The organism is Dendronalium sp. ChiSLP03b, assembly GCF_034531165.2.
In the GTDB taxonomy this organism is placed as follows: domain Bacteria; phylum Cyanobacteriota; class Cyanobacteriia; order Cyanobacteriales; family Nostocaceae; genus Dendronalium; species Dendronalium minutum.
Map to the genome: position 1 here is coordinate 56,616 of NZ_JAVRBR020000045.1, position 13,627 is coordinate 70,242.

The 13,627-nt window shown below is 40.9% G+C and carries 9 protein-coding genes, 1 tRNA gene and 1 pseudogene; 5 read left to right on the plus strand and 6 right to left on the minus strand.

What is annotated here, in order from left to right:
* The first annotated feature begins 346 nt into the window (after positions 1–346).
* Together RMY31_RS11425 and RMY31_RS11430 are read left to right on the plus strand one after the other, a co-directional pair.
* Positions 347–844, plus strand: a complete 498-nt coding sequence (locus tag RMY31_RS11425; RefSeq protein ID WP_322659659.1) for a hypothetical protein — start codon at positions 347–349, stop codon at positions 842–844.
* A gap of 1,450 nt (positions 845–2,294) precedes the next feature.
* Positions 2,295–3,461 carry a hypothetical protein gene (locus RMY31_RS11430; RefSeq protein ID WP_409877842.1) on the plus strand — a complete coding sequence of 389 codons (1,167 nt, stop codon included), beginning with the start codon at positions 2,295–2,297 and terminating at the stop codon, positions 3,459–3,461.
* 739 nt (positions 3,462–4,200) lie between these two features.
* Here RMY31_RS11430 and RMY31_RS11435 read toward each other — a convergent pair.
* From RMY31_RS11435 to argF, 6 genes and pseudogenes are all read right to left on the minus strand, one after another.
* Positions 4,201–4,371 (minus strand): annotated as a pseudogene (locus RMY31_RS11435) (DUF3370 family protein); the annotation flags it as partial.
* Positions 4,372–4,430: 59 nt separating this feature from the next.
* Positions 4,431–6,503: an AAA family ATPase gene (locus RMY31_RS11440; protein ID WP_322659656.1), complete on the minus strand. Its 2,073-nt coding sequence runs from the start codon at positions 6,501–6,503 to the stop codon at positions 4,431–4,433.
* Positions 6,500–6,673: a hypothetical protein gene (locus RMY31_RS11445; RefSeq protein WP_322659653.1), complete on the minus strand. Its 174-nt coding sequence runs from the start codon at positions 6,671–6,673 to the stop codon at positions 6,500–6,502. The genes RMY31_RS11440 and RMY31_RS11445 overlap by 4 nt, the downstream gene beginning before the upstream one ends.
* A 399-nt stretch (positions 6,674–7,072) precedes the next feature.
* Positions 7,073–8,554: a DNA phosphorothioation system restriction enzyme gene (locus tag RMY31_RS11450; RefSeq protein ID WP_322659652.1), complete on the minus strand. Its 1,482-nt coding sequence runs from the start codon at positions 8,552–8,554 to the stop codon at positions 7,073–7,075.
* Positions 8,555–8,647: 93 nt separating this feature from the next.
* Complete coding sequence (lexA, locus tag RMY31_RS11455; protein WP_322659651.1) at positions 8,648–9,253, minus strand: transcriptional repressor LexA; 606 nt, start codon at positions 9,251–9,253, stop codon at positions 8,648–8,650.
* 144 nt (positions 9,254–9,397) lie between these two features.
* The gene (gene argF, locus RMY31_RS11460; protein WP_322659650.1) at positions 9,398–10,318 is read right to left on the minus strand and encodes an ornithine carbamoyltransferase; all 921 of its coding nucleotides are present in this window, start codon (positions 10,316–10,318) and stop codon (positions 9,398–9,400) included.
* A gap of 323 nt (positions 10,319–10,641) precedes the next feature.
* Here argF and RMY31_RS11465 point away from each other — a divergent pair.
* The 3 genes from RMY31_RS11465 (at position 10,642) to RMY31_RS11475 (ending at position 13,572) form a co-directional block, all read left to right on the plus strand.
* Positions 10,642–10,713 (plus strand) — tRNA-Thr (locus RMY31_RS11465).
* A 663-nt stretch (positions 10,714–11,376) separates the two neighbouring features.
* Entirely contained in the window at positions 11,377–12,558 is a 1,182-nt protein-coding gene (locus tag RMY31_RS11470) for a DUF3466 family protein (RefSeq protein ID WP_322659648.1), read from the plus strand.
* A gap of 231 nt (positions 12,559–12,789) precedes the next feature.
* Positions 12,790–13,572 (plus strand): RNA methyltransferase, encoded by a 783-nt coding sequence (locus tag RMY31_RS11475; RefSeq protein WP_322659646.1) that lies wholly within the window; start codon positions 12,790–12,792, stop codon positions 13,570–13,572.
* Positions 13,573–13,627 lie beyond the last annotated feature (55 nt).

Genomic DNA, 13,627 nt, shown 5'->3' on the forward strand with positions numbered 1-13,627 from the left:
AACCATGACTGGTATATTTTGACAGAAGTTGCGTTTCTGTCTACTGATTAAGAGTTTGATTAATTTTTGCGATCGGGTTATACCTTTTGATTGTTTAAATTTTTTACCCTTATATCCTATGGCGCTTGCATTAAGTTGTTATTATTACTACACTATTTCTTATCCCTAAATGTGGGGTAATACACCTCTTGCTGACTTACTGATGCATCTCTAAGATTATGCTAAGTGTTATAAAAGATAAATTTAAACTAAATTGTAAATTCGCTACGTATAATAAAAATTACTATTGTAAAAGTAATTGTACTGTTATCACATGCAACTTTGAAAACCAAAAACAGGGTTTATCATGAAAAGCTTAGGTAACTCTCAAAACAACCAGGCGCTCAGTACAGCAGCTATCCAAAGACTAGCAAGGGCTGTAATGGTTGCTACTGGAGAGTTTGCACTAATATTAGTGTGTTGTAACTCTGTGAATAAACAGCAGCAAATACTGAGTTTGTTAAAAGAGTTTTCAGCGGTAGATATCCAAGAAATTACCCTATCACCTTCAGTAGAGACACTTTACACAACTATTACAAATACGATTGGTGCTTCCCAACCTGAAGCTTTGGTTATACAGGGTTTAGAATCTGTGGTAGCCATTAATCAATTAGTCATCAGTACTAATCTCATGCGAGATGAGTTTCGGAAAAGTTTTCGCTTTCCTCTAGTGTTGTGGGTAAATGATGAAATTCTCAGCAAGCTAGTTTGGTTAGCACCTGATATGAAAAACTGGGCAGCTAGCACTATTAGAATCGATGTCTCTAACAATCAGTTAATCGAAAGTCCAGTTCTTAGTGCCTGATACTGTTTTCAATGTCTGGTTTGGAGTTAACAGCATTGTATAATTGCAGTTAAATGGTTTAATTTCTACACAACATTCATATAACTTGCTGCGATCTAGCATCCAATTCTAGCAGTAACTTATATTTCAGGGACGCTAGGCAGCTTTACAAATTAAGGCAAATTTGTTTTGTTTGCGAACCTCTGACTCTTGGCGGTACAGCCATTATTGGTGCTATGGGGGAGTGGCGACGCAAGCCAAAGTAAACACAATATAGAAATTGCTTTAATCTTAATTACACGCGTAGGTTGTGAAGACAATGTAAATTGGAAGGAACAAACAATACTTACATCAGCGTCTATCTTCATATCTGCTTCAGAAGACAGATAATAATTGATCCCGACTACTTCGGTCTTGGGATTACTTTATCTTTTGTTCCTAATCGCTAGATATTAGTTTTTAGTCATTGTAAATTTTGACTAAATTATTAATGTCAGCATCTTACCATAAAATTATGTTGAAAAATTATTCTACCGCCAACCAAGCCCGAATTGTTACTGCTTTAATTTTGACTAGCATTTTGTCTATTGGTAGTGGGTTAACCTTTATCAAAAATGCCACAGCCGCTTCTACTAACCTCTTACCAGAGACAACAAATGAAGTTCTTAAACAAAACATTAAATCAAATCGCTTGCCACGTCCAGTAGCTAACGCGGTATTGCGAGATTTAGCTCGCAGACAGGGAATTTTCACCAGTCAACTGAAAATTATTAACTATAGTCAACAAACTTGGCGCAATGGTTGCTTGGAACTGCCTCAACCAGATGAACTCTGCACCCAAGCGTTAGTTCCTGGTTGGCGGGTTGTGGTATCTAATAATAGACAAAACTGGATTTATCACACCAATAGCAACGGGCGTTCTTTACGCTTAGGTTCGGAAAATACTTCTTCAGACAACTCGCCTAGTCAATTGCCAGCGTCTGTAAAAAATACTGTTTTACAAGCTGCATCCAGACGTTTGCAACTGCCAATTTCTCGGTTAACTATCATTCAGGCTCAACAGCGGACCTGGAGAGATGGCTGTTTGGAATTAGGAAATATCAATGAATTATGTATTGCTGCTTTGACACCAGGTTGGCGGGTAGTCATCGGTGCAGTTGACCAAACTTTGGTTTATCACAGCAACCAAACAGGTTCCGTCATCAGGCTGAATGAAAGGGCTAGCGGAAATGCTGTTAACCAATTGCCCCAAAAAGTTAGGTATACAATTTTACAAAAGGCTTCCCAAGTATCAGGGCTACCAACAGGAGCGCTGAATATTATTGAATCTACACGGAAAACATGGCAGCCATTTTTTTATTGTCCTCCAACTGCTGATTGTATTGCGCCTCCTGCACAAATATCTGGTTGGCAAGTAGTCGTAGAAGCTGGGGAAGACCGTTGGATTTATCTAACTGATGAAACTGCTTCTATGATGCAACTGTCTGCACAAGGTTTACCCGTCATTGGCGATGCTATTTTGCGTCAGGCTTCTGTGTTGACAGGCTTGCCGACAAAAGCGCTGAATATTGTTGGATATAAAAGAACAAAATTCGCTAGTAGTTGCGATCGCGAAGCGAGTCCTTCGGACTCTCGCTCAAATCTTCCCAATCTCTGCGATCCGATAGTATTATCTGGCTGGAAAGTATCTGTAAAACCTTATAATCAGCGCAACCTCTTGGTCTTCCTAAGTGATAATAGTGGTTCTCGAATACAGCTGGCTAGTGGGGATAGCTCAACTGGTAATAATGGTACAGGTCAACCTGTACCAATTCCCAGCAGTGAGTTACCACCTCCATTGGATCGAGGTGTAGTATTTCGGCAAATCTCTAGTGGTGGCTTTGCTGGCAGAACCTACGAAACAGTCTTACTTAATGATGGAAGTTTGATTCGTGTGCGAATTGGTGATGCTAATGATTCTGAGAGGAGTGTGCGCCGTATTTCTCGTCAAGAGGTACAAAGGTTTCAGCAATTGCTAGAACGGTCTAGATTTGGTGAATACAAAAATTTGAGTTACCCCGCTCCCAGTGGTGCTGCTGATTACATCATTTATACTCTCACTAGCCGAGAGGGTACAGTTCAGTACAACGATATTTCACAAAATAACCTGCCGCAAAATTTACAAGTAGTAGTCAAAGCCTGGAATCAGATTACCAACAGTCAAGTCTCTAACGGTAATACGGATGAGACTGTGCCAATTCCAGCTAGTGAATTACCACCTCCATTAGATCGAGGTGTGGTGTTTAGGCAAATCTCTAGTGGAGGTTTGTTTCCCAGAACCTACGAAACAGTGTTACTTAATGATGGGCGTTTGATTCGCGTGCGAATTGGTGATGCTAATGATTCTGAGCGGAGTGTCCACCGTATTTCCATACAACAGGTGCAACAGTTTGAGCAATTACTAGAACGCTCTGAATTTGGCGAATACAAAAATCTAAGTTACCCCGCTCCCAGCGGTGCAGCTGATTACATCACCTATACTCTCACCAGCCAAGAGGGTACGGTACAGTACAACGATATTTCGCAAAATAACTTGCCAGAGAGTTTACGGGAAGTGGTTAACAATTGGAATCAAATTGTCAGCAACGCCCAAAGATGATTTATTATTAGCTTGGTCAATGAATGATAAAACTCAGATTTGCTAAGGAAATTAGCGATGAAGGGACAAACCCTCCGGGTAAAGCCCCTTCATCGCTAACGCCAGTGGTTCATGGGGGAAACCACGCCAGTTGACGGCAGTTGCTACAACGGGGAGGCAGCCGCTTAGGCCAGTTTCCCGACTTGAGCGAACTGCCGTGGGAACCACACGCCAGTCGCTTCAACGGATAGCGAAGCGGTAGCGAGTCAGACGTTCCTACGTCGCTAACGCTGCGCTATCGAGCGTCGGGAACCTCCGCACAGCGCTGGCTCAGCAACGCACTGCCTCCTCCACTTGGGGAGCCGCCCCCGTGGGCGGGTCTCCCGACTTGTAGACGCTTTGCGGCTTCCGGCAGGGTAGGGAGTGGCGTAAAACCCCAAGACCCTACCCTGCGGGTTCTACTTTAGCAGTACGGGTGATACTCCTAACGTTGCGCTTCGCTGCGCTAACAGCACTTTGCTATCGACGGAAGCTCTTACGGGTGACGCTCCTTCTCCTGACGGAGACGCTACACGAACGTCGCGCTTCGCTGCGCTAACGGCAGTTCCTCTACTTAGCGAGACCCCAAGACCATACTGCCTCACCGCTACGCGTTTACGCAAACTAATAGAAACCTTCAAACTAAACTCTATTAGTGAAACCCTATCTAAACAGGGGTTTCAGCTTTTACTATGGCGAGAGTGATAAAACAGAGCTAAAATCAACTCTCTGTTTTCACAGTCAAAACCTGCGGCGGAGTAGAATCAGTTGGATACAAAAAGTTTACTTGTATTTGCCGTTTGTCTTTTGGTGGCATTTTCAACGTTATCAATGGTTCACCTCCTTGTCCCCGTCGCTGCACTAGATGCACGTAGCGGGTCTTTTCAACTCCATAGTAATTTTTTAGACTACTACTGTTAACTCTTAACTCTTAACAACTAACAACTGACATTACCCATCACGTTCAACTGTAGTAATTTCAGTATATTCATACTCATTCGGGCTTTGCTTCACCAAAGGATATCTTTCTCTACCCAATTCAATATAATCCTGTTCGCAATCTGGCTTGGAAGAGTAATACGTAAGTACATATTCTCTACCAATTCTGTCTGTTATTTCCTCTTCTACTTCACCCCGCCACTGAGTTTTAGTAACTAACACAATTAACTGATTCGCTAATTTGGGAATAGTCTTAGCTATATGTCGCCGAGAAATTTCATCCAAACTCCCAAATGGCGAATCCATAACGATAGGGAAAGTGCTACTATCGGGAATCATCATCATTTTTCGCTTTTCACTCCATTCCCGCACCTTGTCAATGATGCTGGCAATAAAAGATAAACTCAGAATTTGATTTTCACCGGTAGAAGCTGCAACTGGTGCTTCCATACCTGCTGTATGTTCTACCAGTGTCAATTCATATTTTTCACTAATTTTGGGAATATATGGAGCAACTGAAATTTTAGTAAATATCTCTTGTACCCGCTTTTCTAATTGCAGACGAAATTGTTTTTCTTGACGATTCTTAACTTCTGTTAACCGTTCAATGGCATCTTGAGTGGCGTTAATCCGTCGCTGTGCCAATGTTTGTCTTTCTTCATTCAGTTTTTGCTTAGCAATTTGTTTGCCCAAGGCATCAATTTCTGTTTTTAAGTAAACAAGTTGTTGCTGATTTGCTCCCTGTTCTCTATTTAATTCATCAATTTTATTTTCAATTTCATCTAAGCGTTTTTGTAAACTGCTAATTTCTTCATTGGCATCTTTGCGCAGTCGTTCCTGAATATTATCTAATTCACCTTCAACGTCAGATATTGTTTGCCTTAACTGATTAATTCTTGCTTGTTCCTTATCAACCTCTTCCCAAAAAGCCGTCGCTTGTTTATCAATTTCATCCACTTGATAACTCATGCGAATCGCAGTTTCTTCGATGGCGGAAGAACTTGCTCTCTCTAACCAGATTTGCACGTTTGCATGAGAATGAGTTCCTACATTTAGGTCTGCACCACAAATACAACTTTTAGAGTTCAGTAATTCATTGACAAATTCCCGCGAAATTCCTGATATAAACTCACCTCGCTCCTTTAAATCAGAAAAAACTTGGCGAAACTGTGCTGTGGTTTCCGATAGCAATACCGTGTAACCACGCGCAGAAATTACCTTTTTCAGTGCTTCCTTAGTTTTTTTATACTCTTCCTGATTCGCTGTTTTTTGCGATTCTAAGTTCTGCCATCTTTCTTGCAGTTCTTTAGCTGCAATCATTTCTCTTAAACGGTTAATAGTCTCTTTTTTAAAAGTTTGTTGATATTCTAACTCTTGTTGTATCTCCGTTTGCCGCTTGGTAATTTGTTCGCTGTCTTTCTCTATCTTTTCTTGTTGTCTGAGAAGCTGTTTAGTTTCTGCATCACCAATAGCTTTTAATTCATTTTCTAGATTTTTTTTAGCTTCCCCTAAGTGTCTGATGGAACGGTTGATAACTTCCACTCCCAAGAAAATCTTGGTTGCTTCGGCAATTTCAGCTTTTTTGTCAGAACGAACTATTTCTTCAATCCGTTCGCCGTCAAAGAAAAAATATTGATGTAAACTCGCAGGTAAAATCTGGTTAATTATATCCTCTGGTTGCTGCGGTGGTAAATACCATTTGCCATCCTCCTCACCTACCCACATACTTAACTGAGTTTTACCGGCTTCAAAATCACTTTCATTTTTATAAACCCGACAGGAACGTTTGACTCGATAGCGCTTTCCTTCATGTTCCCAGCCAACTTCTACCCAACATTCAACAGCTTGGCCTGTTTGGGCTTCGGTAATCGATCGCTTATTAACTAGCTGCTCTGTGGAGGCAAAAGCTGCACTAAATTTTTCGTACAATACCCAAGTAAAAGCATTCAATAGACTGGTTTTTCCTGCACCATTATTGCCATGAATAATTGTTGTATTGCGAACATCTCCTACCGCGAGGATCATCTCTGGCGTTGTACCATAAAAGGAGCGAAAATTGCACAATTTAATTGAAGTTAGTTTCATCGCACCTCTTCCTTTACAATGCCTAATATCTCCTCATTAATATGGCTGTTACTTTTTTTATCTAGTCTGCCTTTTTCCAACTTCCATACTCGCTCAATAATTTGACGCACTTCTGGGGGAGCGCTAATAATTGGCTCCTGAACATCATCGATATTCGCCTCTTGTGACATCTTGGTTTTTAAATAGCTTTTTTTATATTCTAACCGCCTCTATTCCTGTCCTCACATCGGTAAAGTTACGATTTTTAGTATCTTGATATTCTGCAAACGGTAGCTCAAAAATTTCAAATTATTTTGACAAAAAGAGCTTTGTTTTTGGGATATTTACTGATATTATCATTTATATCTAAATATTCTTTAAAATTGTATGTTTGTAGCTATAAAAATTTGGCGTACATTCAATTATAATATAATTTAACATCATACCTATCATCCCACATTCTAATGTCCATATTCTCAAACATCAGGAAAAACTTTACATATACTTTGTGACTTAATGCCTTAGTGGTAGAAAAATTTTGAACCACTAAGACACAAAGAGAAAAATATTTTATTTAAAATATCTTGCTATTAAATATCCAATAATCCATAGCGTTTTTGTAAATCCAGCAACTTCATTCTTGCTTCGCCAGCGTTATCAGCCAAATCAGCAAATTCGACAAAGCGACGCAATTCTTTTCTTAACAAATTACGCTCAACTTCTATAGTTTCTCTATCTAAGTCTGGTGGCAACACTATCATATCGAATATGGTGGCGCGTTCCTTATCTGGATGAGGGCGCAAAACTCGCCCCCGTCGCTGAATAAACTGACGGGGATTACCGGAACTTGATAAAATCACCGCAGTTTGAATTGCTGGAATATCGACTCCTTCATCCAAACAGCGAATTGCTACTAAACCTTGCAACTCGCCACTTTCAAATTGCCGCCGTAGAACTTCTCTTTCTTTTAAAGGAGTTTGGGCAGTGTAGGTGCTGACTCTATACCCTAGTTCCACCCCAAGAATTTTAGCAACGGCTTTGAGTTGGCGTAAGGATGAACGTTGTCCCGCCTCTTGCGAACCATCACTGCAATAAAAAAGTGTGTGAGTCGTTTCGCGCCGAGTTGCCATTAAATCTCGCAAAGCAGTTAATTTATTTTCCGCCGCACCAATTAATCTGGCACGTTGCATTAACAACGGTTTTAAATCTTCATGGTCTTCAAAATTTGGTGATTCTCCAGTTTCTCGTTCTCGATACAGTAGCGATCGCCCAATCTTTTTGGTTAATTTTAAATAAGCAATACTTTCAGCTTCAGTTAACTCAACAAGGATTGGATAATACAGATAATGCACCAAAGCACCTTGAGCGATCGCATGATTCAAGGTAAACTCTGGTTGAAGAACTGGGCCAAAATAATCAAATAAAGATTGCGTCCCACCATCATCAAAATACCTCTCCGGTGTGGCAGATAAAGCCAATCGCAAACCCACCCGCCTTGGTAAGCTTTCTTCTAACTTAGGTGCGCCTAAATTATGCGCTTCATCGCCAATAATTAAAGTCTTATGAGGAAAGTACTTGAGTTGAGATTGAAACCCATCTCCGATTAATGTGGAGTTAGTAGTAATTACCGTGACAAACTTTTGAGAACCGGAACGCAAATTATAAATTTGGGTGGAAAGTTGACTTTGCCAAGTACGAAAATTATCAAAAGCTAAAATCGGCTGTAAATTAAATTTTTCACATTCTCGCGCCCATTGGGTGACGAGATGGCGGTAAGGACACACCACCAACAAGACTTGTAGATTAATCTGCTGATATAATTCACAAGCGATCGCTAGTGCTGTGATAGTTTTACCACTACCAGTAGCCATTTTTAGCGTTCCTCTACCATTGTTGGCAAACCAGTTAGTGATAGCTTGTTGCTGATACTGCCGCAATTGCAGAGATGAAGGAACTTTTGGACATCCTGGTAATGGTTGCTGAGTTTGATACCTGCCCTTACTTTCGCCTACAAATGGTATTCGCAGTCGAAAAAAGGGCAGTTGCTGCACTGGATTTTGCGTCAGGTACATAAAAAGTCAAACACAAAGGTGATGAACCCTAAAAATTGGGCGATTAGTGATTGGGGAATTTTGAACTGTCCCTAGTCTCCAGTCTCTAATACTTCAGTTGTAACCTCGCCAAACGCCGACAAGAGTACCTTGCACTTGCACTTGCATAGCAGGAACTTCAATAGGGTTGTATTTAGGATTTGCAGGTTTGAGGGTAACGCGATCGCTCTGTCGATAAAAGTGCTTTAATGTAGTACCGTATCCTTCAACTCTGGCGGCGACGATGGTGCCATTTTTTAGATGTTCCGGTTCTGGTACTGGACGGAGAAAGACTAAATCTCCATCAGCAATTAAATCTTCAATCATGCTATCGCCAGTTACTCGCAAAGCGTAGGTTTGGGGAGGCAATGAGAAATTAGAAAAGTCTAAATGATCTACAGCATCTGTAAAGGGTTCAATTAAACCACCAGCAGCAATTGTGCCCAAAATTGGTACGCCTTGTTTTACAGCACGCAAAACTCTTATGGTTCGTGCTTTACCTTCAGTCCATTCGATATATCCTTTGGTGCGTAAATGTTCTAAACGGCTTTGAATTGGTGCAGGCGACTTCAGATTCATCGCCTGCATCATCTGCCGAATGGAAGGCGAATGCTGATGCATTCTGATGTATTCTGCCAGCCATTCATACAATTCTTGTTGAGCTTCGGTTAAACGTTCCATAAATTTGTCGGGAGGTAAATATAAATAGTCTCTAGAACATTAGTACTACAAAAAAACTCCCATAACAAGATAAAAATTTGAAGTTGGAAGAATAAAGTATGAAATTTAATTTTTGATCGTTTTTCATTCTTGATTTTTTGTCCCTCATTTTGCCCCTAAGATACTGGCTAGTAAAGCTTTTTGGGCGTGCAAGCGATTTTCTGCTTGTTGCCAAACTCGGGACTGAGAACCTTCAAGGACTGCCTCAGTAATTTCTTCACCACGATGGGCTGGTAAGCAGTGTAAAACAATCGCCTTTGGGTCAGCAAGGCTCAATAACGGCTCGGAAATTTGATAAGGTTGAAAAATTGGTAAGCGATCGTCCACTTCCGTTTCTTGCCCCATACTTGCCCAAACATCAGTGTAGAGTACCGCAGCTCCTTTGGCTGCGAATTCTGGGTCATGAGTAAGAATTACTTCAGTTTTATTGTTAGCGCTCGCTCGTGCTTGTTCAACAATGCTAGCATTTGGCTCATATCCACTAGGGGTGGCTATTTTAACATTCATTCCCACCAAAGCACAGCCCAACATTAGAGAATTGGCGACATTATTACCATCGCCCACATAAGTCAAAGTTAAGCCAGCAAGAGTGCCAAAGCATTCTTGAATTGTCAATAAATCAGCCAATACCTGACAAGGATGTTCTAAATCGGTAAGCGCATTAATTACAGGAATCTGGGCATAGTTAGCAAAAGTTTCCAATTCCTGCTGTGCGAAAGTCCGAATTGCCAAAATATCGAGATATCGATCCAATACCCGTGCTGTATCTTGTACGGGTTCTCCCCGACTAACTTGAGTGACATTCGGGTTCAGGTCAATTACTTGTCCACCCAATTGGTACATCGCCACAGTAAAACTGACTCGTGTGCGAGTTGAAGCTTTAGAGAACAACAAACCCAATACCTTATTACACTGCAATTGCAACTGTTGTGATTTCAATTGCGTCGCTAATTGCAGGAGTTCTTGAAGTTCTGTTGGACTGAGGTCAGCCAAACTTAATAAATCTCGTCCGATCAATGCTGCCATGCTTCTAAGTCGGTAAAGAACAATTATATATTTCTGTTCCTTTATTCACCTGTGTCAAAAAAATACAGCTTTACAGCTGTATACTCAGCCCAGGATTTGAATTAGCTTTTGCTATGAATATTAATTTATCAACTTTATCAGTAATTAAAATCCTAAATTTTTTCGGGCGATGAAACTATTTAGAAGCTAAAAATTAGTAAAATAGTCAAGATTTCCAGTTATTCTAGCCCAACTTCAGAAAGAGATTTACTCATCGCTAGACAAATAGCGCACTTGTGGTACAATGAGAAATTGGTTAGTGCTTAAAAGAAATAATCAAGTTTGCCAGCATAGCACAGTGGTAGTGCATCCGACTTGTAATCGGAAGGTCGTCGGTTCAAATCCGACTGCTGGCTTTAACAAATAAATGTTGTCAACGCAGACAAATAATTTGGCAATTGTACAGCCACCCTCCAGAATGTCTTCAGGCTCAAACGCCACAACTAAAACCTCATTATGTAAGATTAGTAGCTAATTTTTTTAGTTATACACTGAAACAGACTAGCGCAATTAATTTTGCAACACTGATGCAGCCTATACCACCATTAATCGGATTTTACGCCTTACATAAGTAAATACATTGTCGCTATCGATAATGTGATATTTAATTCGTGAAGTCTTTTGATAGCACACTTTCTCACTGAATAAAATAAACGACTCTTAAAATGTAAAACTTTGGTTTTGCGACCTCAATTTTGTGAAACCAGTGAAAAGCTTTAGTCACTTTTGCATACTCATATAAACTACAAAAACCTTTGCTGTACAAGGTTTTTGTAGTTTAAAATTAGCAACATTTAGTTTGTGAATGTACGGTTGATCCAGTTGGACATCTTCTTCTGCATCATTTAATTTGCATGAATTAACATAGCGATCGCTAGGCTAGCACAAAAACAACACTCAAAAAGGTATAGAAAAATGCCCTAAATAGGTAGTAGTCTATTTTTTGTTAATATTCAAACCTAAAGTTGGGCTTTAAATTCCAAGTTGACATTTTGTGAGGAGCAAGTTGCGTGGCGCTAATGAACACTTTAGAAACAGCAATTAAAAAGCTACCTGTTGTTTGTGGCATAGCTGCACTGATGACACTGGGGATGAACGCCAAAGCAATGGCTGCAATCCTCTATGATATTACCGATCTCGGTATCTTACCGAGCGCGACTCGTACTTATGCCAGTGGTCTTAATGATTTAGGTCAGGTAGTGGGTACTGCATATGGCGATCGCTATCAGCGCGGCTTTTTGTGGAGCGAAAGCACTGGTATGAAAGACCTTGGTTTCTTGCAAACAGAGTATCCTACTAGTTCCGCCTCTGATATCAATAATGCTGGTCAAGTGGTAGGAACCGTTGATGGTTACTTTGCTGAATATATACTTTCTGGATCTAGACCCTTCTTTTGGAGCCAAGACACTGGCATGGTTGGTCTTGCATTAAGTAGTAACTACAAAGATGGTTTTGGCAAAGCCATCAACAATTCTGGTCAGGTTTTGGGTAATGTACAGGGTGGTTTGACCTCTATGAGCTTTGTTTGGAGCCAAAGCACAGGCGAAAACTATCTCAACCTCAATGATTTACTAGGTGATTATGAATACTTATATGCTAACGATCTAAATGACAATGGTCAGTTGGTAGGAAGTATCGGTAAATACTATCCACCTGGGGAGCGCGCTTTTTTAAGCAGTATAGATGGCAGTATAACTGAAATTGGCACTCTTCCAGGAAGAGATTTCAGTGGTGCCAGTCTCATCAATAACGTCGGTCAGGTAGTAGGGACTTCATATAACCTTGATGACGAATTTAATCTGATTGATAACAGTACTTTTTTGTGGAGTATTACCAGTGGTATGACTGACATTGGGTATTACTTTTACCCCACTGATATCAACGATTCTGGCCAAGTGGTGGGGTCATTTGATGGTAGTCCTATTGTGTGGAGTAGTAGCAATGGCATAATTTATCTCAACACCGTAATTAACCCTAGTCAGGATTGGAAACTAATAGAGGCAAGCGCTATTAATGAAAAAGGACAAATTGCCGGTACAGGAATCAATCAAAGCGGTCAGACACGCGCTCTTTTGTTAACTCCTAGGTCTGGCGAAGCTGTACCAGAACCGATGACAATAGGCAGTACACTGCTTGCAGGAGCTGGGTTAGCTTATCTGCGTCGCCGTCAGTTGTTGTCCTCATCTAAGGTTGCAGAATAATTTGTAATTGAAAACGCTGTGCTTTGGCGTTGTCTGAACATTTGTTTCGGCTCGCCTGCACAGCAGCAATATTCATACAATTTTATTAGAGTGAGTTGGTAAAGCGATCGCTACGTGTCAGCTATCCATCATCGCACAGCTACAATGATTTAAAAGGCAACTTTTGGCAAAAAGTACCATGCTGAAAATCAGCCTCAAAGTATTTCTCGAAATAATTTTAGGAGGCAAATAATGGCATTGGCTGGGGTAAGAATTATATTAGTGGAACCAGCTGGCCCTATTAATGTTGGCGCGATCGCTCGGGCAATGAAAAATTTCGGGTTACATCAATTAGTATTGGTCAACCCGCAATGCGATCTACTATCAAAGGAAGCTCTGAGAATGGCAGTTCACGCCAAAGATATTCTAGAATCTGCGGTCATAGTAGATACATTACCAGCAGCATTGCAGGGATGCATCCGAGCGATCGCCACCACTGCCCGTGTGCGTGATTGGCAAACACCTCTAGAAAACCCCCGCACAGCACTACCTTGGTTACTAGAAATCCCAGATCTACCCGCAGCGTTAATTTTTGGCAGAGAAGACCGGGGATTAAGCAATGAAGAATTAAATTATGCCCAGCGGTTTGTTCGCATTCCTACCAGTGAAAATTATCCATCCTTGAATTTGGCTACTGCTGTGGCAATCTGTTGCTATGAACTATCACAAAATACAGAACAACCGGAAACACCAATCCCAAGTCAAACTGAATTCGCACCTTTGGAACTTGTGGAGGTATACTACCAGCAATTAGAATCACTACTACTGAAAATTGGTTATCTCTATCCACATACCGCAGCAAGTCGCATGGAAAAATTCCGGCAACTCTATAATCGCGCTCAACTACAAACTCAAGAGGTTGCTATGCTGCGAGGAATTTTGCGGCAGTTAGAATGGGCACTGGAAGAAAGCCAAGAGGGCAAGGGGGCAGAGGAGCACAGGGGCAGAGAAGCAGAAGAAGATAAAAACAACTGACAACTGACAACTGACTCAGTACTCACAACCCAGAATGAGAAAAAATTCTAATCAT